21 protein-coding genes are annotated in these 20816 nt (G+C 68.8%); 10 read left to right on the top strand and 11 right to left on the bottom strand.

Going from position 1 to position 20816, the window contains the following annotated elements; all coding sequences use genetic code 11:
- Positions 1 to 30: 30 nt before the first annotated feature.
- The gene (locus NRB20_RS03170) at positions 31 to 225 is read right to left on the bottom strand and encodes a DUF7455 domain-containing protein (protein WP_153407598.1); all 195 of its coding nucleotides are present in this window, start codon (positions 223 to 225) and stop codon (positions 31 to 33) included.
- 353 nt (positions 226 to 578) lie between these two features.
- Here NRB20_RS03170 and NRB20_RS03165 point away from each other — a divergent pair, with 353 nt between their 5' ends.
- Positions 579 to 956, top strand: coding sequence for a DUF952 domain-containing protein (locus NRB20_RS03165; protein WP_153407597.1), 378 nt, complete (start codon positions 579 to 581; stop codon positions 954 to 956).
- Here the strand turns inward: NRB20_RS03165 and NRB20_RS03160 are convergent.
- The 5 genes from NRB20_RS03160 to ppgK form a co-directional block, all read right to left on the bottom strand.
- The gene (locus NRB20_RS03160) at positions 904 to 1698 is read right to left on the bottom strand and encodes a rhomboid-like protein (RefSeq protein WP_194289696.1); all 795 of its coding nucleotides are present in this window, start codon (positions 1696 to 1698) and stop codon (positions 904 to 906) included. The two genes, NRB20_RS03165 and NRB20_RS03160, sit on opposite strands and share 53 nt — an antisense overlap.
- A gap of 199 nt (positions 1699 to 1897) precedes the next feature.
- Entirely contained in the window at positions 1898 to 2641 is a 744-nt protein-coding gene (locus tag NRB20_RS03155) for an MHYT domain-containing protein (protein WP_153407596.1), read from the bottom strand.
- Positions 2642 to 2958: 317 nt separating this feature from the next.
- Positions 2959 to 4527 (bottom strand): Na+/H+ antiporter, encoded by a 1569-nt coding sequence (locus tag NRB20_RS03150; RefSeq protein ID WP_319944385.1) that lies wholly within the window; start codon positions 4525 to 4527, stop codon positions 2959 to 2961.
- A 171-nt stretch (positions 4528 to 4698) separates the two neighbouring features.
- Positions 4699 to 6063 carry an RNA polymerase sigma factor gene (locus tag NRB20_RS03145; protein ID WP_319944436.1) on the bottom strand — a complete coding sequence of 455 codons (1365 nt, stop codon included), beginning with the start codon at positions 6061 to 6063 and terminating at the stop codon, positions 4699 to 4701.
- Positions 6064 to 6216: 153 nt separating this feature from the next.
- Positions 6217 to 6975: a polyphosphate--glucose phosphotransferase gene (ppgK, locus tag NRB20_RS03140; protein WP_153407594.1), complete on the bottom strand. Its 759-nt coding sequence runs from the start codon at positions 6973 to 6975 to the stop codon at positions 6217 to 6219.
- Between the two features lie 142 nt (positions 6976 to 7117).
- Here ppgK and NRB20_RS03135 point away from each other — a divergent pair, with 142 nt between their 5' ends.
- Entirely contained in the window at positions 7118 to 8014 is an 897-nt protein-coding gene (locus tag NRB20_RS03135; protein WP_153407593.1) for an inositol monophosphatase family protein, read from the top strand.
- A 205-nt stretch (positions 8015 to 8219) separates the two neighbouring features.
- Here the strand turns inward: NRB20_RS03135 and cei are convergent, their stop codons facing one another.
- Entirely contained in the window at positions 8220 to 8897 is a 678-nt protein-coding gene (gene cei / locus NRB20_RS03130) for an envelope integrity protein Cei (protein WP_319944384.1), read from the bottom strand.
- Between the two features lie 437 nt (positions 8898 to 9334).
- Here cei and NRB20_RS03125 point away from each other — a divergent pair, with 437 nt between their 5' ends.
- Positions 9335 to 9637 (top strand): DUF4193 domain-containing protein, encoded by a 303-nt coding sequence (locus NRB20_RS03125; protein ID WP_153407591.1) that lies wholly within the window; start codon positions 9335 to 9337, stop codon positions 9635 to 9637.
- A 173-nt stretch (positions 9638 to 9810) separates the two neighbouring features.
- Here the strand turns inward: NRB20_RS03125 and NRB20_RS03120 are convergent, their stop codons facing one another.
- A complete protein-coding gene (locus NRB20_RS03120) occupies positions 9811 to 10299 on the bottom strand; it encodes a DUF3093 domain-containing protein (RefSeq protein ID WP_153407844.1) in 489 nt (162 codons plus the stop codon).
- Between the two features lie 79 nt (positions 10300 to 10378).
- Here NRB20_RS03120 and dut point away from each other — a divergent pair, with 79 nt between their 5' ends.
- A complete protein-coding gene (gene dut, locus NRB20_RS03115) occupies positions 10379 to 10882 on the top strand; it encodes a dUTP diphosphatase (protein WP_319944383.1) in 504 nt (167 codons plus the stop codon).
- Positions 10883 to 10884: 2 nt separating this feature from the next.
- Positions 10885 to 11826, top strand: a complete 942-nt coding sequence (locus NRB20_RS03110; protein ID WP_153407589.1) for a DUF3710 domain-containing protein — start codon at positions 10885 to 10887, stop codon at positions 11824 to 11826.
- On the opposite strand, the gene NRB20_RS03105 is transcribed toward NRB20_RS03110, so the two are convergent.
- Entirely contained in the window at positions 11823 to 12548 is a 726-nt protein-coding gene (locus NRB20_RS03105; RefSeq protein WP_153407588.1) for an alpha/beta fold hydrolase, read from the bottom strand. The genes NRB20_RS03110 and NRB20_RS03105 overlap by 4 nt on opposite strands.
- Before the next feature lie 325 nt (positions 12549 to 12873).
- Here NRB20_RS03105 and NRB20_RS03100 point away from each other — a divergent pair, with 325 nt between their 5' ends.
- The 3 genes from NRB20_RS03100 (at position 12874) to NRB20_RS03090 (ending at position 14877) form a co-directional block, all read left to right on the top strand.
- Positions 12874 to 13299, top strand: a complete 426-nt coding sequence (locus NRB20_RS03100) for an OB-fold nucleic acid binding domain-containing protein (protein WP_227833118.1) — start codon at positions 12874 to 12876, stop codon at positions 13297 to 13299.
- 3 nt (positions 13300 to 13302) lie between these two features.
- Complete coding sequence (locus NRB20_RS03095; protein ID WP_406603771.1) at positions 13303 to 14085, top strand: DUF3159 domain-containing protein; 783 nt, start codon at positions 13303 to 13305, stop codon at positions 14083 to 14085.
- A 99-nt stretch (positions 14086 to 14184) separates the two neighbouring features.
- Positions 14185 to 14877, top strand: a complete 693-nt coding sequence (locus tag NRB20_RS03090; protein ID WP_319944382.1) for a sigma-70 family RNA polymerase sigma factor — start codon at positions 14185 to 14187, stop codon at positions 14875 to 14877.
- A 21-nt stretch (positions 14878 to 14898) separates the two neighbouring features.
- Here NRB20_RS03090 and NRB20_RS03085 read toward each other — a convergent pair whose 3' ends face one another.
- A complete protein-coding gene (locus tag NRB20_RS03085; RefSeq protein ID WP_319944381.1) occupies positions 14899 to 15579 on the bottom strand; it encodes a potassium channel family protein in 681 nt (226 codons plus the stop codon).
- On the bottom strand, positions 15576 to 16250 hold the full coding sequence (locus tag NRB20_RS03080) for a potassium channel family protein (protein ID WP_319944435.1): 675 nt from the start codon (positions 16248 to 16250) through the stop codon (positions 15576 to 15578). Before NRB20_RS03080 ends, NRB20_RS03085 begins: the two co-directional genes overlap by 4 nt.
- A gap of 782 nt (positions 16251 to 17032) precedes the next feature.
- Here NRB20_RS03080 and NRB20_RS03075 point away from each other — a divergent pair.
- Positions 17033 to 18469, top strand: a complete 1437-nt coding sequence (locus tag NRB20_RS03075; RefSeq protein ID WP_319944380.1) for a class I SAM-dependent RNA methyltransferase — start codon at positions 17033 to 17035, stop codon at positions 18467 to 18469.
- 202 nt (positions 18470 to 18671) lie between these two features.
- Complete coding sequence (dxs, locus tag NRB20_RS03070; RefSeq protein WP_319944379.1) at positions 18672 to 20561, top strand: 1-deoxy-D-xylulose-5-phosphate synthase; 1890 nt, start codon at positions 18672 to 18674, stop codon at positions 20559 to 20561.
- Positions 20562 to 20816: the final 255 nt, after the last annotated feature.

Below are 20816 nucleotides of genomic sequence, written 5' to 3'. Positions count from 1 at the left end.
TTCAGTTGTCGAGCTGACGAGAGGAGCTGATTACAGCGCCGGTGCCGACTCCGTATCGATCACGGCCTCGAGTTCGCGCAGACGGTCCATGTGCTCGTTGGCGTGGTGGTTGCAGAAGAGCAACTCGCCACCGGCGGGCAGGACTGCGCGTACGCGTGCAGCCGCACCGCAGCGGTCGCACCGATCGACCGCGGTCAGTGGGGTGCTAGTCAGGGTTCCTGGCATGACTCCTCCGTCCTGGCTCCCGGCACACAAACCGTTCGCCTAGGTGTGGGGCCCGCGGTCTCCTCCGCGAGCTCGCTGCCGCTACTTCCCAGCAGTGGTATTGACTACTCTGTCAGACGTTTGGGACGGGGGCTTTGTTCCCGAAGATGTTTCACTGTGTTTTCCGTAACATGACCAGGCGTTTCGCTGTGCGCGAACATGCCCGTCGGAAACGGTCTCACCTTGCTTCCGGTTGTCGAGAACTTGCCGATCCAGTTGTCTGTTCGGAGATTACCCCGGCGCACCGACACTCACACTCCGGATACGGCAAACTTCGAGGCCAGTAAGGGTGTCGGATCGGCTAGGGTCGAGGCATGGACGCGCCCGACACCGCAATCCCGAACGCGCACAAGCTCGTTCACATGTGCACCCGCGACGAGTGGGACCGCGCGCGGGCCGCGGGGGACCGGCGTCCCGAGTCGCTCGAGGCCGAGGGGTTCGTCCACCTCTCCGCGCCACGCCAGGTTCACCTCCCGGCCAACCGATTGTTCAGTGGCCGTGACGATGTCGTTCTGCTATGGCTCGATCCGGAGCTGCTCGGCGCGCCCGTGAAATGGGAGCCGGGCGTGCCGTCCGATCCGGAATCCATGCGTTTCCCGCACCTGTACGGCCCGCTGCCGACGCGGGCGGTGGTGTCGGTCAGTGCGTATCGCCCGGGTCCGGACGGGAGCTATCCGGAGCTGTCGGAGTAGCCGTCGCGCGTCGCTCGCTCAGTCGCTCCAGGCGACGCGAGATCAGCAGTGCCACACCGCCTGCCGCCAATCCGATCAGGACCGCGGCGAGGTGGCCGTAGTCGGTGAAGGTTCGCCCGCGCCACACGCCCAGCACGTACCAGCCCACCAGGCACAGCGCCCACACCACGCGCGCGCGACCGGGCAGCCGGAAGGCCAGCGCGGCCAGCACCGCCGAAAAGCCGTACGAGGTACCGACATCCGCGGCGTGCACCACCTTCAGCGGAATCAGTTGGCGCTGTACGGCATACGCGATGCCGGTGACCACGATCAGCGTCGCGCCGACGTGTCCCGAGGCGAACACCAGGATCCAGCGCACCGTCCCCAGCCAGCGTTCGGCCAGGGCCATCACGATCAGGAAGCCCAGGATGGTGCCCCACGGAAATCCGCCCTCGATCCAGAATGCCGAGGCGACCAGCACCTGCACCGGTTCGCGGCGCATATTGTGCAGATTCGTGGACAGCGACAGGATCAGCCGGTGCCCGGCGACGTCGCTGATTCCGCGCAGGGTCCACCAGGTGACGAAGAGCGTGAACGCGTACGCGCAGGAGGCCGGGGCGGCGGCGAGGTGGTCGCGGGCCGCACGCACGCAACTCCGGACCCGTCCGGGGGAGCGCCACCACTCCCGCAGGCCACGCAGGATTTCACCGAAATCTATGGTCCGGGTCCACGGGGACCGGTAGCGGATCAGCGGGGTGGGCACCCGATCATCCTCGCGCGTCCGGGTCGGGTTCGCCTCGGTGACTCGCCCTCGGAATCGGGCGGCGACCCGGCATCGCGCGGCCGGAGCCGACCACGCTCCTGTCCTTCGCGCGACCGGAACGTGGGGACGGGCACCACCGTCGCGGCATGCGCGGTCCGGAAGCCGTTGTCCTGCGGTCGGATCCGGGTCTCGGACGAGTTCAGTCCCGGCTGGGCCAGTACCGGCTGGCGTGCTGCCCCTGGATGCGCGAGAGGTCGGGCTCGTCCGGATCGGTGATACCCACTTGCAGGAACAGCAGGATCGTCACCATGCTGACGCCGATGATCAGCGGTGTGAGCAGCTGCTGGGCGGGTGCGCCGGACGGAATGGCCATCCGGTCCGCCAGATGGGTGTGCATGGCGTACATGCCGGTGTAGTGCATACCGCAGACCGCGACGCCCATGATCATGGCCGCCCCGATCGAGGCGAGCACGCCGCGCACGTGCAGCGCGAACCACAGGGCCGCGGAGGAGGCGAGGATCGCGATGGCGATGGAGAGCAACACCATCCACGGGTCGTATTCCATTGCGGCATTGGACTTCATGGCGTACATGCCCGCGTAGTGCATGGCCGCGACGCCGAGTCCGGTGGCCGTGCCGCCGGTCAGCAGCGAGGCGGGTTCACCGTGTCTGCGGACCACGACCCACAGGCCGATCCATACCACCGCGATCGCGAGCACCGCGCTCAGCAGGGTGATGGGGACGTTGTAGCGGATGCTCGCGCCGTGTATCGAAAAGCCCAGCATCGCAACGAAATGCATCACCCAGATGCCGGTGCCGCCCAGTGCGATGGCGGCGGTGATGATCCAGCCGCGAGGTTGCGGGCTGGTGCGCGCCCGGGTCATGCACCGTAACGCCAGCAACGATCCGATGACGGACTCCTTGCTGGCCAGTCCCCGCCTCATCGATCGGCGACGACATCACCGCACAGTAGCCGCATACTCGCTGGTAGCAAATTTAAATGAGGAACTTCCGGTAAATTGCTGGGATATGCGGACCGAACGAACCGGGCTCCGGCCAGGTCGCGGCGACCGGAGTGCCGATCGGCGTGTCGCCAGTGCGTCAATGGCACTGGAACGTCGCGGCCCGCCGCCTCGGCGAATATCGGGCGACCATCGGCCGATATCGGAGGTTCGCGCGGAACATCCAGTCGCACAGGCGAAGTCGCGGATCGGTGCATTCGTCGGCCGACCGGGTGTGGCACATCCCGGGGCGGGCGATGCTACAGGAACGGCGGCGGCCGCAGGTCCAGTCGGCGCATCATGCGATCCACCAGCTCCGGCGGCATACCGGGCTCGCGGCGCGCGGCCATCGCCTCCGCGCGCCCGGCCTCGAGCACATCGTGGGTGATGCCGCGGATCGTATTGGAGAACCGCAGCGGCTTGTCCGCATCCTTCACATCGCCCGCGGTCGAGGGATCCGCGGTCGCCAGCCGACGTTCGAAACCCTCGCGCAGCCGTTGGGAGACCGCGGGCGGCAACTGCTCACTGCCGACGAGTTCGTCCAGCCGGGTCAGCTCGGCCCGCAGGATCCGCACCCACAGATCGCGTTCCAGGGCGCGCTCGACCTCGGTATCGGCCTGGACGTGACTGACCCGCACCACCGTCGGCAGGGTCGTGCCCTGGAGCAGCAGCGTGAACAACACGACCGCGAAGGCGGTGAACAGGATTTCCGAACGTCCGGGGAACTGCGCCCCGGCATCGGTGGTCAGCGGCACGGCCAGCGCCAGCGCGACGGTCGCCACCCCGCGCATCCCGGCCCACCACGTCACGATCGTCTCGCGCCAGGTGCGGGGCTCGTCGGTGGTGTCGCTGTGGATGACGCCCCGCACGATCAGGGTGCTGACCATCAACCACACCAGGCGCAGCCCGACCACGACCGCGATGACGATGCCCGCCCCGGCCAGCATGCGCGGCCACTCCGGTCCGGTGGCCGCGAGCACCGAACTGAGTTCCAGACCGATCAGCCCGAAGGCGAATCCGGTCACCAGCATATCGATGACGTCCCAGAACGAATCGCCGACGATCCGGTAGTCGCTGTCGCTGAAATCCGTTGCGGCATCGGTCAGATAGAGCGCGCAGACCAGCACCGACAGCACCGCCGAACCGTGCGCGGCCTCGCTCAGGCCGTAGGCCGCGAACGGTAGCAGCAGACCCAGCGCGACCTGCCAGGGGGCCTCCTCGGGACGGCGCATGAGCCGGCTGCCCACCCAGCCCAGCACCAGTCCGACCACGACCGCGACCACCGCGGAGATCACGAATTCCAGAATCGTGTGCAGGGTGGAGAACTTGCCGGTCACCACGGCCTGGATGGCGACGTTGTAGAGCACGATCGCGGTGACGTCGTTGAACAGGCCCTCACCCTCGAGCACCGACATCAGGCGGCGGGGCAGGCCGAGCCGGTCGGCCAGCGCGCTCACCGCGACCGGATCCGGTGGCGCGACCACCGCGCCCAGCGCGAGCGCCGCGGCCACCGGAATTCCGGGATACCAGAGGTGGAACACCGCCGCCACGGCCGCGGCCGTGGCCACCACGAGCCCGACCGCGCGCAGCAGGATCGGGCTCGCGTTACCGGCGAACTGCTGCCAGGAGGTGCGCCGCGCCGAGGCGTACAGCAGCGGCGGCAGCACCAGCGGCAGGATCAGTTCGGGGGAGATCGTCACATTCGGAACCTGCGGAATGATCGCCAGCACCAAACCGAGAACGGTCATCAGCACAGCCGGCGCCACGCCTGTCCGGCGCCCCAAGGGCTGCGCCAGGATCGTCGCGAACGCCAGAATGAAAACCAACACCAACTGCTCCACAAACGACCAGTCTGCCAGCATTTGTGTTGTCGGCGAAGGCATGTCGCCGGGAAGTCCGCGGATTTACCGCCGAAAGCGTTGGGCGAGAAGCGGATCGCAAAATCGGACAAAACGGGCGCGTCGCCGGGTCATCCGGCGGCACGCCCGCTGATTCGTGTCCTAGTCCAGGTAGTCGCGCAACACCTGCGAGCGGCTCGGATGACGCAGCTTGCTCATCGTCTTCGACTCGATCTGCCGGATGCGCTCACGGGTGACCCCGTACACCTGACCGATCTCGTCCAACGTGCGCGGCTGGCCGTCGGTGAGGCCGAAGCGCAGCCGGACCACGCCGGCCTCGCGCTCCGACAGCGTCTCGAGCACCGACTGCAACTGATCCTGCAGCAGCGTGAAGCTCACCGCGTCGACCGCGACCACGGCCTCGGAATCCTCGATGAAGTCACCGAGCTGGCTGTCGCCCTCGTCGCCGATGGTCTGATCCAGCGAGATCGGCTCGCGGGCGTACTGCTGGATCTCGAGGACCTTCTCCGGGGTGATGTCCATTTCCTTGGCCAGCTCCTCGGGCGTGGGCTCGCGGCCCAGGTCCTGCAGCAGCTCGCGCTGGATACGGCCCAGCTTGTTGATGACCTCGACCATGTGCACCGGAATACGGATGGTGCGGGCCTGGTCGGCCATCGCGCGGGTGATCGCCTGACGGATCCACCAGGTGGCATACGTGGAGAACTTGTAGCCCTTGGTGTAGTCGAACTTCTCCACCGCGCGGATCAGACCCAGGTTGCCCTCCTGGATCAGGTCCAGGAACGCCATGCCGCGGCCGGTGTAGCGCTTGGCCAGCGACACCACCAGACGCAGGTTGGCCTCGAGCAGGTGGTTCTTCGCGCGGTTGCCGTCGCGCATGATCCAGTTCAGATCGCGGCGCGTGGTGACCGGCAGCTTGTCGCCCTTCTCGGACAGCTCGCGGAACTTCTCGGTGGCGTAGAGCCCGGCCTCGATGCGCTTGGCGAGCTCCACCTCCTCCTCCGCGTTGAGCAGCGCGACCTTACCGATCTGCTTGAGGTAGGCGCGGACCGAGTCGGCGGAGGCGGTGAGCTCGGCGTCCTTGCGCGCCTGGCGCAGGGCTTCGGATTCCTCCTCGTCCCAGACGAAGTCACCGGAGGCCTTGTCGGCCGCGGTGGGCTCGTCGGCCTCGGCCTCCTCGGTTTCCTCGGCGGCTTCCTCGACGACCTCCTCCTCGGTGAGGTCGTCCTCGGAGACCTCCAGGTCGCCGAGATCCTCGAGATCGAGGTTCTCCTCGTCGGGGTTCTCCTCGCCCTCGCCGTCCGGCCCGGCCTTCTTGGTCGTCGCCTTCTTCGCGGGTGCCTTCTTGGCCGCGGCCTTGGCCCCCGCTTTCTTGGCGGGCGCCTTCTTGGCGACGGCCTTCTTGGCCGGTGCCTTCTTCGCGGCAGCCTTGCGGACAGGCCGTGCGGCGTTGTCCGCGGAGTCGGCCTCGGCCGGCTCGGCGGTCTGTCGGGTATTCGTGGCTACCACGTACGCCCTTTCGTGACTGTGTTCGTGCGGCGTCACGCCAGAGTGATCATTCCGGCGGAGCGGTTCTGTCGGGGTATCCCGGCTCTCGTGCCGGGGTCGGTTTCCGGCTCACCGCCGGGCATGCGTTCCATTGTAACTATCCGAACGATGTGCTTACGGCGCGATACCGGCATCGACGGCCATCGCGGCCCCCACGATGCCCGCGGTGTTGCGCAGGTGCGCCGCTACGACCGGAGTTCGGTTGCCCAGCAACGGGATCCAGTGTTCGGCATCGCGGCTGATGCCACCGCCCGCTACGAACACGTCCGGCCACAGCAGATTCTCCAACGTCACCAGGACCTTGGTCACCTGTTCGGCCCATTGCTTGTAGGACAGATTCTTTCGTTCCTTCACCGAGGAGGCGGCGCGGTGCTCGGCTTCCTTGCCGTCGATATCGATGTGTCCGAATTCGGTGTTCGGCATCAGCGTGCCGCGGTACATCAGGGCCGAGCCGATGCCGGTGCCGAAGGTGAGCAGCATGACCAGACCGTCGATGTTCTTGGCCGCGCCGTACTGATCCTCGGCCATGCCCGCGGCGTCCGCGTCGTTGAGCACCACCACCTCGCGCCCGCCCAGCGCCAGGGAGAACAGTTGGTGCGCGTCGGTGTCGACCCAGCTCTTGTCGATGTTCGCGGCGGTGCGGGCGATGCCGTTGACCATCACGCTGGGCAGGGTGATGCCGACCGGGCCCTTCCAGTCGGCCTTGGTCACCAGTTCGGAGACCGTCTCGGCGATGGCGTTCGGTGTGGCCGGATGCGGGGTGGCGATCTTGATGCGATCGTGTACGAGGTCTCCGGTGGCCAGATCGACCAACGCGCCCTTGACGCCGCTCCCTCCGATATCGATCCCGAATGCTTGTCCCCGAGTGGACATTGACGACTCCTCGTTCCTGTGATGCCGGGCCGAAACAAGTGCGCGCGGCACGATACACGCCGATGTGCGGTGGAGTGCGCGACGGACTGATCTGTGTCGTGCACGACAAGCCTAATGCGCGTGGCGGGACATCTGTGATCCGATGGAGGTCGTGCCGGAATCGACCACTTCTGCCGTCCCTGCCCCCACCCCCGAACTGATTACCGAATTGCGCTGTGTCGCAGTGCATCTCGCGCGAACCGCGGCCGCGCACGTGCGGCTGCGACGGACCCAGGTCCGCGGCGCGGCGGGCGCGTTGCGCGCCGACGCCGTGCAGTCCAAGAGCACCCCGACCGACCCGGTCACCGTCGTGGACACCGAAACCGAGGAACTGATCCGCGCGCTGCTGTCCGAATCGCGGCCCGGGGAACGGGTGTTCGGCGAGGAGGGCGGCGGCAGCGTCGGCGACGGATCGCAGATCGTCTGGGTCGTCGACCCGATCGACGGCACCGTGAACTTCATGTACGGCATCCCGGCATATTCGGTCTCGGTGGCCGCGATGCAGGGGGGCCGCTCGCTGGCCGGTGCGGTCGCCGACGTGCCCGGGGATCAGGTGTACAGCGCGGGTCTGGGCGCGGGGGCCGAGCGGATCGGCTCCGACGGCACGGTCACCGCGTTGCGCTGCACCGAGGTCGACTCGATCTCGATGGCGTTGCTGGCCACCGGATTCGGCTACAGCGCCGAACGCCGCGCCCGGCAGGGACAGCTCATCGCCGAGGTGCTGCCCCGAGTGCGCGACATCCGGCGGGTCGGCTCGGCGGCCCTGGACCTGTGCATGGTCGCGGCCGGCCTGGTCGACGCCCACTACGAACACGGCCTCAACACCTGGGACTGGGCCGCGGGCGCGCTGATCGCCGCCGAGGCGGGCGCGCGGCTACGCCTGCCCGCCGCCGGCACGGTCGCGAAAACCGGTGAACTCGTTGTCGCCGCGGCCCCCGGCATCGCCGAAGAACTCATGACCCTCTTCGACGACCTCGGCGTGTCGAAACCGGTGCCGTAGTACGAGTTCGCCACTCCAGCAACCACACATCGCGCCGCCGACCCAGTTCCGTCAACCCCGTAGGACGCCGACAGCAAGGTTTGCGGCGCGGCTTGCCGCCCGGACGCGTGGCGGGTGCGAGGAACGAGTGCCCGACACGGGGCCGGGCGGTGAGCCTCAGGGCGCCGCGAACCCGCCGTAGCGAAGCGGAGGCCAAAGATACAGCTCAGCAGTTGGCGGTGCGGGCGGCGTCCAGTAAGCCGGAGTCGACGGCCGGGTTGCCCGGGGCCGGGTTCTTGAGGGCCTTGAGGACTTCCTCGGCGTTGTCGCTGGGTTGCAGGTCGTTGCCGAACAGGGAGCCCAGGGCCAGATCGACGGTGTCGTCCTTGCGCTGGTCCTCGATGAGTTCCGCGCAGGGGGCGACGAGTTGGACCGCGGCAGCTGCGGGGCGGCCGCTGACGCCGAACCGGATCTGGCCGGTGCAGTTCAGATCGCCGTTCACGTAGACCGGGTCGTTGGAGTACTGCGGCGGGGGCGGGCTGGCGAAACCGAAGTCGCGCAGGCTCGTCGCGATGTGTTCGGCCAGACCGCGCTCGCCCGAGGCGTTGTAGACGCGCACCTTGGACTGGGCCAGCGGCGCGGGTTCCACATCGTGCAGGCGCGAAGGCGACACCCGCTCACCCAGCCCGGCCGGTTGGGCCGCCTTCGGATCGGTGGCCGGCGAGGGCGAGTTGCACGCCATCGCGGTATGGCTGTGATCCTCGGTCGTCAACGCCTTGATCCAGATGACCGCGCAGATCAGCGCCAGGATCGCAACCATCGCGACCCATGGCTGATAGCGCCGCCGCAGGAACGGACGCCCCTTCTTGTCGGTGGGGCTGCCTTCGGTGATCAGTGAAACCACACCCGACACCATACGAGTTGGCCGGGCTCGAGCAGGTATTTGGCCTCCGTATAAAGGTCCGGTCTCGCCGCGATCACGGGGTGTGGCCGGAGTGGACACCGAATCGTGTCGGTCCCGGTGTGGCGTGTCGATTGCCCCTCAGTTTCGACTCACGAGTGTTTTGATTGCGACTTTTGCCCGTGGGTCCGCTATTGTCTGGCGGCCTGATCCGAATCGACCGAGGTGAATCAGGTACGCGTTATCGGGAACAACCAGGGCACGTCCTGCGTTTACCGAGCGCGATCCGGAACGGATTCCGCAGATCCGGACCGGTGTGCGACGGGTGTACACGTGACGTACACCACCGGCGGGGCGGTACTCGCCGAGCCGATTCCGGCAGGGATCGGTGCGGAGGGAACCGGTCCGGGATATACGAAGTAAGGACGAGGGGATACGACATGGCAACCGACTATGACGCACCTAGGCGCAGTGAATCCGACGAGGTTTCCGAGGACTCGCTCGAGGAGCTGAAGGCTCGTCGCAACGAGGCCGCGTCCGCCGTCGTGGATATCGACGAATCCGATACCGCGGAGTCGTTCGAGCTCCCCGGGGCGGATCTGTCCGAGGAAGTGCTCTCGGTTCGGGTGATCCCGAAGCAGGCCGACGAGTTCACCTGTACGAGCTGCTTCCTGGTTCACCACCGCAGCAGACTCGCCAGCGAGTCCGGCGGACAGCTCATCTGCATGGACTGCGCCGCCTGAGCAGGGCGCGGTAGTAAGCACCACGGGGCGGTCCCGCGTAGCCCTGCACGCCACGCGAACAGCCGTCCGAGTTCCACACAGCTCCCCGTGCAGCCCACGGGAAACACATCCGACAGCCCGCGCTCGGTTCGCCGAGCGCGGCATTCACCTGCGTGGGGCCACCACGCCGGGCATCAGCTCTTGCGCGGTTCGATGCCCAGTGCGGCCAGTACCTTGTCCGGGTGACGGGCGCTGATCAACCAGTACGGTGTCGGGTCGTCCGGATCGTCGAGGACGAGCAGCACCATGGGCCCGATCCAGGGTCGATGCTGAACGAAGGCGGCGGGGTCCAGCTGACGACCCATCGCGGCGCTCTTGGCGCTGGTCGGGACGACTGCTGCCCGGGCAACATACGTTACCGGTAGATGCGCCTTGTCCGTGCGCAATTCGAGAGTTCCGTTCGCATCCGGCGCGACTTCCACTCGATGCCGGCCCATCCACAGCAACACCCACACCGGCACCGGGATCAACAGCACGTACGGCAGCCAGGCGTGGATTCCGGGCGCACCCATGTGCAGGGTGGCGGCCAGCAGGCCGATGATGCCCAGCCCCACGGGCCACCACCACAGCGGCGCCCACTGGCGTTCGGAGTACACCGGCGCGGCGGTCTTTTCGTTCGGCATGGTTACCTGCTGGGGCTGGTCGGACACCACCTCAGACTAGGTCAGGCGACGACCGGGTGACCGCGTAGGCTCCCTGGATGTGACCGGTATTCCATCCATCCCCCTGCTGCGGCTCGATCCCGGCATCCCCGTGCCCACGCGCGCGCACCCGGACGATGCGGGCGTGGACCTGTGCACCACCGAGGACGTCATCCTGGAGCCCGGCGAGCGGGTGCTCGTGGGGACCGGCATCGCGATCGCCCTGCCCAGCGGCACCGTCGGCCTGATCCATCCGCGCTCGGGCCTGGCCGCCAAGACCGGACTGTCCGTCGTCAACACCCCCGGCACGATCGATGCCGGATACCGCGGCGAGATCAAGGTCTGTCTGATCAACCACGACCCGCGCACGGCGATCGAACTGCGTCGCGGCGACCGTATCGCCCAGCTGCTCGTGCAGCGGGTGGAACTGGTCGATTTCGTGGCCGTGGACCGGCTCGACGAGACGGTGCGCGGCGCGGGGGGATACGGGTCCAGCGGCGGACACGCCAGCCTCGATAATGGGAGCGGTGCCGGTGGGGAAGGCCCCGTCGGCGAGGAGGCATGAAGATGTTCGGACGGAAGAAGCGCTCCGGAGACGACGCCCGCGGCGCGGGTGAATACGACGACTACGCCTACGACGACGAGTACGACGAGGCGGAGTACGACGACTATGTCGAGGACGACTACGACGGCCCGTTCGACGAGCCGGTCCACGACGAACCGGCCCATCGCGAACGGTCCTATGCGGCAACGCGTTACGAGGAGACGGCGCGTTACGAGGACGACGAGGAAGCGGACGAGGGGCCGCGGACCGGTCCCTACGATTTCGACGACGTGGCCGATCTGCTCGACGACGTCACCGATCAGCGCTTGGATCTGGGGTCGGTCATCGTGCCGGTGCCGCAGGGCGGGCAGTTGCAGGTCGAGATGACCCCCGACGGGACCCCGCAGGCGGTCCATCTGGCCACCGAGTACGGCCGGTTGACGGTGGCCGCGTACGCCGCGCCCAAGTCGCCCGGACAGTGGCGCATGGTGGCCGCCGACCTGGCCGAGTCACTGCGCAACGACGGCGCCCAGGTGTCGGTGCAGACCGGTCCGTGGGGTCGCGAGTTGCACGCCGTCACCGAGGGGGCCGACCTGCGGTTCATCGGGGTCGACGGGTACCGGTGGATGGTGCGGCTGGTCGCGGCTGGGCCGTCCGGTGCGGTGGACGAGGGGCAGCCGCTGGTCGCGGCGGCGCGCGGTGTGCTGAGTGAGACCGTGATCCGGCGCGGTGACGATCCGTTGCCGGTACGCGATCCGCTGCCGGTGGTGCTCCCGCAGGAACTGGCCGATCAGTTGCAGGCCGCGCATCAGCAGCAGGTGCAGGCGCATCAGCAGGCGTTGGCGGCGCAGGCCGCGGCCGCGCAGGCGCATGCAACGGGCAGTTTCCCGGCGGTCACGCCCGAAACCGAACGGCCGCGTCGCGGTTCGGAGGGGTCGGCCATGCAGCAGCTCGGCCTGAACTAGCGTTCGCGGGCGGCCCCGGCCCGGTGGTCCAGCAGACCGTCGAGGCCGTGGTCGCCCAGCACCGCCGGGTCCGCGCCGAGTTCGGCCAGGGTGATGCGGCGCAGTTCGGCGTGCGGGATCAGTTCGGCCCAGTCGGTGGCGACCGTCGCCGGATGCACCGGATCGTCGACCGCGGCCACGATCGTGGTCGGAACCTTCAGTCCTGCAAGGGTTTCCGCGATCGGCCAGGAGTAACCCGCAGCCTCTTCCAGGGCCTGCGGCAGATCCGGCCACTGCGCGCGCCAGGACTGCGTCAGCGCCCGCGCCAGCCAGGGAGGACTGCTCTGACGCATCCGTTGGACCACGGCCTCGAGGCCGTCCGCGCGCAACTGGGCGGCGGTGGCCGCGGCACTCAGGGCGGCCGGACATCCGGTCGTGTCGGCGCCGGTCCACGCGGGCAGCGCCGCGATCACCCCGAACGCGGATTCGCTTCGCGCGCAGGCCCATTCGACGGCGATGGCCGCACCCAGCGAGATCCCCGCCGCCAGCACCGGCCCCGATCGCGCCGCCTCGTCCAGCGCCGCGCGGCAACTGGCCACCACATCGCGCGGATCGGGCTCCACCGCGACGAACGGCAGATCCCTTGCGGCACAGGCGGGTTCGAACGCGCGTCGGGCGAAATCGGCGTCGGAGCCGGTGCCGGGCAGGCCGACGACGATCGCCGGGCGGGTGGGATCGGGCATCGGCCGAGCCTAGTGGGTGCCGTTCCCGATCGATCCGAGGTGCGGGGAAAGGTCACCGCGATCGGCGGTTCGCGGGTTGTTCGGGGGCGTTTACCTGGGTGTTCCGATTCGTCGGCGTGGATCCGATCGAGGTGGGTTGACCGGTCGGAGTCGGGGGTATCACTGGGGTGACCACACCGCCGGTGCAACGGCCGTCACATCGGGACCGGGCAGCGTGGCGGGCCCGTCGGGCCCGTTCTACAGTGGCGGTGTACGGCCAACCCGGCCGGTCGTACGGAAACCGATGGCGCACCCGCGCCGTCCGCAGTGCAGGAAGTGTTGCGACATGCCTTTCCCCGGCAGAAACAAGGCGGGATCCGGTGCCGTCGCGCGCAAGGCCGGACCCGACAGTGGGTATTTCCGCCGTCTCGGCTACCGGCTCACGGCCGATCTGGACAGCCTCGACGCCCAGGAGCTGGCCGAGACCTCGGAGGCGTCAGGGGCCTGTCAGGCCGCCGAATGCCGCCGCGGCGAAGAGGTCACCATGCTGGGTCGGCTGCGCAGTGTGGAGGCCTGCCCGAAGGCGGCCAGCGCCTGCCTCGAGGCCGAATTCTTCGACGGCACCGACGCGATCACCCTGGTGTGGATCGGTCGCCGCCGCATTCCGGGTATCGAGCCCGGACGCCGTATCCTGGTTCGTGGGCGCATCGGTGAACGCGATGGCGCCAAGGTGATCTTCAACCCCTACTATGAACTCCGCGGGAATTCCTGACGTATGTCGACAACCGATAACGACGAGGGCGCTCTCCTCGATGACCAGCGCCGCGTCGTGTCCCCCGGCGAGCACGCCTCGCCCGCCCTCCCCGCCGATCGCGGTCCGCGCCACGCCCTCCGGGACGATGCCGGATCCGAGAGCGACGACGATCCCGACGACACGGATCCCGAGGATCACGACGATCCCGAGGACACCCTGCTCGATCAGCTCGGCGGTATCAGCGGCCTGATCTACTCGACGTTGCCGGTGGTGGTGTTCGTCCCGGCGAACGCGCTGTGGGGCCTGGCCGCGGCGATCTGGACGGCGCTGGGTGTCGCGGCCGCGATCCTGGTGTGGCGGCTGGTGCGCCGCAATCCGATCCAGCCCGCGATCTCCGGATTCCTGGGTGTGGGCGTGTGCGCGTTCATCGCCTACCGGATGGGTGCGGCCAAGGGGTTCTTCCTGTTCGGCATCTGGGCCAGCCTGCTGTACGGGGGTGTGTTCCTGGCGTCGCTGGTGGTGCGCTGGCCGTTGGCCGGGGTGATCTGGGGCGTGCTGAACGGCCACGGCACCGAATGGCGTTCGGACAAGCGGGCGATGCGCCTGTACGACCTCGCGACGCTGGTGTGGGTGCTCGTCTTCGGCGCCCGGTACCTGGTCCAGTCGCACTTCTACAACGACAACAGCACCGGGCTGCTCGCGATCACCCGCATCGCCATGGGCTGGCCGCTGACGGCGATCGCGCTGCTGGTCACGGTGTGGGCGGTGCGTCGCGCCGGGCACGCTCCGGCCGAGCGCGACTGACCGATCGCCCGCTCGTCGCGGCGGGAAATCCGGTGGGGTGAGGGCGAATCCACCCCTGGGGTGTCTGGTCGCCGGCCCCGGATCGCAGCAGGATTCTCTGTGAGACATGGAGAATCGGCGAAGGGATCCGGAGTGATCACCCAGGAGAGCCCGGCGGTATCGACGGCACGCACGACCGGATCGTCGCGCCCCGGTGCGCCCGCTCGTTCGGAGAGCCAGCGGATCGCCGCGGAACTGGATCGGCTGATCCCCCCGGCCGCGGCCGGTGACGATCGGGCGGTCACCGATATCGTGCGCATCGTGCATCCGCTGGTGCGGCGCTACTGCGCGGCGCGGCTGGGGTCGGGCGGGAATTTGCAGGTCACCGCCGACGACGTCGCCCAGGAGATCTGCCTGGCGACCGTGCAGGCGATTCCGCGGTACCGCGATCAGGGCAAGTCGTTCCTGGCGTTCGTGTACGGCATCTCGGCGAACAAGGTGGCCGACGCGTTCCGCCGGGCCGGGCAGCACACCGCCTATCCGGTGCCGGACTTCCCGGACCGGCCCTCGACCGCACCGGGCCCGGAGGAGATGGCGCTGGCGGCCGAGCGGCGGCACGCCACCTTCGAACTGATGCAGATCCTCGCGCCCGCGCACCGCGAGGTGCTGGTGATGCGGCTGCTGCTGGGGTGGACCGCGGCGCAGACCGCCGAGGCGATCGGCACGAGTCCGGGCGTGGTGCGGGTCATGCAGCATCGCGCGCTGAACAAGCTGCGCGCGCGGCTGCGGGACGAGGAGTTGCTCCCGGCCTGAGTCCGCTCAGGAGGCGGTGGTTCAGGAGGCTGTGGTGCGGAAACCGTTGACGCCCAATGCCGTACGGAGTTCCTCCTCGGCCTCGACCGACGTCACGAACAGCAGTTCGTCCTCGCCCTCGAGTGGATCGTCCGGCTGCGGCACGATGACCCGGCCGCCGCGCAGGATGGTCACCAGGGCCGCGTCGCGGGGCAGGGTCAGGGTGCGGACCGCGCGTCCGGCCAGGGGAGTGTCGACCGGGAGGGTGATCTCCACCAGATTGGCCTGACCCTGTCGCAACGTCATCAGGCGGACCAGATCGCCCACCGAGACGGCCTCCTCGGCCAGCGAGGCCAGCAGGCGCGGGGTCGAGACCGCGACGTCGACGCCCCAGGACGCGTCGAAGAGCCATTCGTTGCGCGGATCGTTGACCCGGGCCACCACCCGCCGGATCCCGAACTCGGTCTTGGCGAGCAGGCTGAACACCAGATTCGCCTTGTCGTCGCCGGTGGCCGCGATGACCACCTCGTAATCCTGCAGCCCGGCTTCCTCGAGCAGTTCCAGCTCGCAGGCGTCGCCGTGCACCCAGACCGCGGCGGGTACGGCGGCCTGGTCGATGTGATCGATGCGGCGTTCGACGAGCATCACCTCGTGGCCGCCGCGTAGCAGTTCCTGGGCGATGGAGCGGCCGACCGCGCCCGCCCCGGCGATGACTACCTTCACGACTCCTCCTCGTTCGAGGGTGCGGTGGCGGCGAGGGCGACGGCCTCGCCGACGCGGCCGGAGGTGGCGGCGACGTACACGGTGTCGTCGGCCTGCAACAGCGTCTTCGCGGTCGGCAGTACGCCCTGGCCGAACCGGACGATGAACGCGACCCGGGCGGCGACGGCCTCCTCGAGGTCCTGCACGGTGTGCCCGAACCAGTCCTCGTGCAGGGCCAACTCGGTGATCGCGACGGTGCCGGTGGGGTCGCGCCAGGTCGAGGAGGTGTTCTCGTCGCCGATCAGGGTGCGCAGGAAGCGGTCGGTGGTCCACGGGACGGTCGCGATGGTGGGGATGCCGAGACGTTCGTAGACCGCGGCGCGTTTGGCGTCGTAGATGCGCGCCACCACCCGCTCCACGCCGAACGTCTCGCGTGCGACGCGCGCGGCGATGATGTTGGAGTTGTCCCCGGAGGAGACCGCCGCGAAGGCTCCGGCGCGCTCGATTCCCGCGCGCTGCAACACATCCCGGTCGAAGCCGACGCCGGTCAGCTGTTCGCCCGGGAAGTCCCGGCCCAGGCGTCGGAACGCGCTGGGGTCGCGGTCGATCACGGCCACCTGATGCCCGATCCGGACCAGTGCGCGCGCGAGGGCGGAGCCCACCCGACCACACCCCATGATCACTACGTACACCGTTGCCAACCCCATTCCGGAAACCGTGGTGTGCGGTCTGATTCGTTTCGCGTCGACGGTACCCGCTGCCCGTCCTGGCACCCTCTTTCCCCTGGACGCGCCCGCCGAAACCCCTGACACGCTGCAAGGTCATCGTCGTCACAGTCCTATGCTGACCGGAATGTTCCCCTCGACGGAATCTGTTGATCCGTACCTGGCTTCGCGCTGGGTGTCCCGTATGCGTGCCGGGCTGTCCGAATGGCGATCGCGGGTCCGCCCCTCGCACGGTCGGCTCGCCGTCGACCTCGCGGGTCCGGTCCGGTTCGTCGGCCGCTGTGGGAGAGCCGTTCGCGATGACCACCGGCGATGTCGAGGTGTGTCCAGCGCGCCGCATCGGCCGTGCGCTGACGCCTCGGAATCTGGCGGGGTCGCCGTGGCAGGCCAGCTTGGCCAGTGCCCGGACGATGCCGTCCTCGGTATGTGGGATCGCCCACCGGTCGATGCGGGCTCCGGCGTCATCGATGACGCTCACGTCGTGGGCAGCGTTTCCCCAGTCCCAGCCGACGAACAACGGTGGTCTCCTTCGAGGTCGGGTTCACACCTCGCCGGTGAGGGGCGCTGCCGGAAGCTCACTGATCGGCCCTCGATCGGGCGTGTTCCTGATGCCGGTCCGCGGGCCTCGGCCGGGCGGGGCTGGCGGTACTCATCGTGGCCATCGAATGGCTCGCGCACCAGGCCATGCACCCACCGGGACCGAGAGGTCACAACCCTACCTGTTCGGCTGCGGAAAGGATGGTGCCCTAGTGAGCGGGCGTGGTGAATCGGGTTGGGCGGGACAGGTTTTCGAGGTGACACTGGGGGCTCCCGGGCACGGTGGGTTCTGTGTGGCGCGGCACGAGGGCCGGGTGTTGTTCGTGCGGCACGGGTTGCCCGGCGAGGTGGTGCGGGCTCTGGTGACCGAGGACCGGGGTGGGTCGTTCTGCCGGGCGGAGGCGGTGGAGATTCTGGAGGCGTCGGCGGATCGGGTCGCGGCGACGTGTCCGGTGTCGGGCCCGGGTGGGGCGGGATGCTGTGATTTCTCGTTCGCCACGGCTGCCGCGCAGCGGGAGTTGAAGGCCGCGGTGGTGCGGGAGCAGTTGCGGCGGGTGGCCGGGTGGGAGACCGAGGTGGAGGTGGAGGCCATTCCGGGCGGGGAAGTGGCCGGTGGTGGGTGGCGGACCCGGATTCGGCTGGCCGTGGATCAGCAGGGGCGGGCGGGGGTGCACGGGTTCCGGAGTGCCGGGATCATCGCGGATCTGCGCTGCCCGCAACCGGTTTCGGGGGCGATGGACGGGATTGCGGAGCGGAGTTGGACTCCCGGAGCGGATCTCGTTGTCGCGGTGGACGGTGACGGGGTGCGGCACATCGTCGAGATCGCGCCTGCGGAAATCGCGCACGATCGGGGTGCGGCCGGGAGCGCGGATCGGTTCGGCGATCGGCGGGGCGGGCGTGCGGATGGCGGAGGACGTACGGACGGCAAGGGAGGTGCGCGCGGCGGGGGACGGGCTGATCGCGGGTGGCGCGCGGATGGTGGTGACGGAGGCGGTGAGCGTCGGCGTCGTGGGGCCGCGGCCCGGCGCGCGGCCGCACACGCGCCTCGGCGGGAGCGAGTCGTCGAGGGGACCGGGCGGGCGGTGCAATACGTGGCGGGCCGCCGGTGGGAGGTGTCGGCGACGGCGTTCTGGCAGCCGCATCGTGGTGCGGCGCAATGCTATTCGGACATCGTCGCGGAGTGGTCGGAGCTGTCGCCGGGGCTGCGGGCGTGGGATCTGTATTGCGGCGCGGGCGTTTTCGCCGCGCGGATCGGGTCGAGCGCGGGGGTGAGCGGTGCGGTGTTCGGGGTGGAATCGGCGCGGGGAGCCGTGGCGGACGGCGCGGCCGCACTCGCCGACATGCCGTGGGTGAGCCTGGACCCACAGCGGGTCGAACGCTGGCTCGACGACGGAATCACCCGTGCCACACCGGATGTCGTGGTGCTGGATCCGCCGCGAGCCGGGGCAGGCAAGGCGGTGATCACCCCGCTGGCCGCGGCCGAACCGGCGCGCATCGTGCACATCGGTTGTGATCCGGCGGCATTCGCGCGCGACATCTCGCTCTATCGCGCCAACGGTTACGCGCCCACTCGGCTGCGTGCCTTCGACGCGTTCCCGGCGACCCATCACGTCGAATGCCTGGCGCTGCTCGAGCCGATTCGCGCGTGACGCGCGGCGGTCCGGTCCGGACGACGCGGCCGTCGTGTCCGATTCGTCCGCCCCGGAATTCCCGGAGGTGGTGAATCGATGTGACGTGGCCGACGGCTCGCCGGTGTGTCGCGGGAAGGTCGCTGTTCCGGTCATCGGCTCCCCGGACCGCTCCGTAGACTGTTCGGAACAGACGACACCTCCGGAGTAGGGAGCGATAACGGTGGGAGTGCTTTCCCGGGTCGAGACGCCCGAGGACCTGCGCCGGCTGACGGCACCGGAATTGAGTGAGCTGGCGCGGGAGATTCGTGAGTTCCTGGTCCAGAAGGTCGCGGTGACAGGTGGTCACCTCGGGCCGAATCTGGGCGTGGTGGAGATGACGATCGCGCTGCACCGGATCTTCGACTCGCCGGCCGATCCGATCATCTTCGACACCGGACACCAGTCCTACGTGCACAAGATGCTCACCGGCCGCAAGGACAACTTCGACCGGCTGCGCAAACAGGGCGGCCTGTCGGGCTATCCGAGCCGCTCCGAGAGCCCGCACGACTGGGTGGAGTCCTCGCACGCCTCGGCCTCGCTGTCCTACGCCGACGGTCTGGCGAAGGCGTTCGCGCTGACCAAACAGCGCCGCCACGTCGTCGCGGTGGTCGGAGACGGCGCGCTCACCGGCGGGATGTGCTGGGAGGCGCTGAACAATATCGCCGCCGGGCAGGACCGTTCGGTGGTGATCGTGGTGAACGACAACGGCCGGTCCTATTCGCCCACCATCGGCGGCCTGGCCGATCGGCTGGGCGCGTTGCGGATGCAGCCCGCGTACGAGCAGGCCCTGGACGCGACCAAGCGGTTCGTGCAGGGGATTCCGCGGGTGGGCGGGTCGGCGTATTCGATGCTGCACGCGCTCAAGGCCGGGATCAAGGACGCGGTCGCGCCGCAGGAGTTGTTCAGCGATCTGGGGCTGAAATATCTCGGCCCGGTCGACGGGCACGACACCGTCGCGCTCGAGGCGGCGTTCCGGCGCGCCAAGGATTTCGGCGGGCCGGTTGTGGTGCACGTGGTCACGCAGAAGGGGCGCGGATATCAGCCGGCCGAGGATCACGAGGCCGATCAGATGCATTCGATCGGTGCGATCGATCCCGAGACCGGGAAGCCCACCGGCGGCAGTTCGGTCGGTTGGACCTCGGTGTTCTCCGACGAGCTGATCCGGCAGGCCGAACGGCGCGAGGACGTGGTGGCCATCACCGCGGCCATGCCCGGCCCGACCGGGCTGACGCCGTTCGGTGAGCGGTTCCCGGAGCGGATGTTCGATGTCGGCATCGCCGAACAGCACGCGGTCACCTCGGCGGCCGGTCTGGCGCTGGGCGGGCTGCATCCGGTGGTCGCGGTGTACTCGACGTTCCTGAATCGCGCGTTCGATCAGCTGGTGATGGATGTCGCGCTGCTGAAGCTGCCGGTGACCCTCGTGCTGGATCGTGCCGGGGTCACCGGTGACGACGGCGCGAGCCACAACGGCATGTGGGATCTGTCGGTCCTCGGCATCGTGCCCGGTATCCGGGTCGCCGCGCCGCGCGATGCGGCGACGTTGCGCGAGGAGTTGGCCGAGGCGCTCACCGTCGCCGACGGCCCGACCGTGCTGCGCTTCCCGAAAGGCCCCGTCGCGGAGGATATCTCGGCGCTGGAGCGGTTGGACGGGGTCGATGTGCTGCGGATGCCCGAGGGCGGTTCGGCGCAGACCGTGCACGGTGACGTCCTGCTCGTCGCGGTCGGTCCGTTCGCGCGGACCGCGACGCAGGTCGCGGATCTGCTGTCGCCGGAAGGGATTTCGGTGACGGTGGTGGATCCGCGCTGGGTGCTGCCGGTTTCGGACACCGTGATGAAACTGGCCGAGAACTACCGGCTGGTGGTCACGCTGGAGGACGGCGGCGTGCACGGTGGCATCGGCTCCACGGTGTCCGCGCGGCTGCGCGCGGGCGGGATCGACGTGCCCACCCGCGATATCGGTGTGCCGCAACGGTTCCTGGATCACGCGTCGCGGGCGCAGATCCACGCGGAGCTCGGTCTGACCGCGCCCGATATCGCGCAGCGCATCACCGGGTGGCTCGGCGGCGTCTGAGGATCCGCCTCGCGGCGGGGCCCGGTACGGCCCCGCCGCAAATCGACCGTCCGGGATAATTCGGGCGTTTTCCGGGTCGATGTTTCGATGATCATGATTGCCGGGTAATCGATTACGACGAAACGCCCATTCGTGCGTGACTTCCGGCGTTTTCCGGATTATGGTGCCCGAGCGCCCCCACTTTCGGGGGCGTGGCTTCCTGGGGATTTGCATCGAAGTGGTGCGTGTATACAGTTATGTCCTGTCTGACACGAT

Source organism: Nocardia macrotermitis, assembly GCF_009604405.1.
Taxonomy (GTDB): domain Bacteria; phylum Actinomycetota; class Actinomycetes; order Mycobacteriales; family Mycobacteriaceae; genus Nocardia; species Nocardia macrotermitis.
The sequence above is the reverse complement of the archived record's forward strand: the minus strand, read 5'-3'. Positions and strand labels throughout refer to the sequence as shown.

Bases quoted from the DNA above. Each gene is read 5' to 3' on its own strand.
- NRB20_RS03170 (WP_153407598.1), bottom strand. From the start codon at position 225: ATGCCAGGAACCCTGACTAGCACCCCACTGACCGCGGTCGATCGGTGC.
- NRB20_RS03165 (WP_153407597.1), top strand. From the start codon at position 579: ATGGACGCGCCCGACACCGCAATCCCGAACGCGCACAAGCTCGTTCAC.
- NRB20_RS03155 (WP_153407596.1), bottom strand. From the start codon at position 2,641: ATGAGGCGGGGACTGGCCAGCAAGGAGTCCGTCATCGGATCGTTGCTG.
- ppgK (WP_153407594.1), bottom strand. From the start codon at position 6,975: ATGTCCACTCGGGGACAAGCATTCGGGATCGATATCGGAGGGAGCGGC.
- NRB20_RS03135 (WP_153407593.1), top strand. From the start codon at position 7,118: ATGGAGGTCGTGCCGGAATCGACCACTTCTGCCGTCCCTGCCCCCACC.
- NRB20_RS03125 (WP_153407591.1), top strand. From the start codon at position 9,335: ATGGCAACCGACTATGACGCACCTAGGCGCAGTGAATCCGACGAGGTT.
- NRB20_RS03120 (WP_153407844.1), bottom strand. From the start codon at position 10,299: ATGCCGAACGAAAAGACCGCCGCGCCGGTGTACTCCGAACGCCAGTGG.
- NRB20_RS03110 (WP_153407589.1), top strand. From the start codon at position 10,885: ATGTTCGGACGGAAGAAGCGCTCCGGAGACGACGCCCGCGGCGCGGGT.
- NRB20_RS03105 (WP_153407588.1), bottom strand. From the start codon at position 12,548: ATGCCCGATCCCACCCGCCCGGCGATCGTCGTCGGCCTGCCCGGCACC.
- NRB20_RS03100 (WP_227833118.1), top strand. From the start codon at position 12,874: ATGCCTTTCCCCGGCAGAAACAAGGCGGGATCCGGTGCCGTCGCGCGC.
- NRB20_RS03095 (WP_406603771.1), top strand. From the start codon at position 13,303: ATGTCGACAACCGATAACGACGAGGGCGCTCTCCTCGATGACCAGCGC.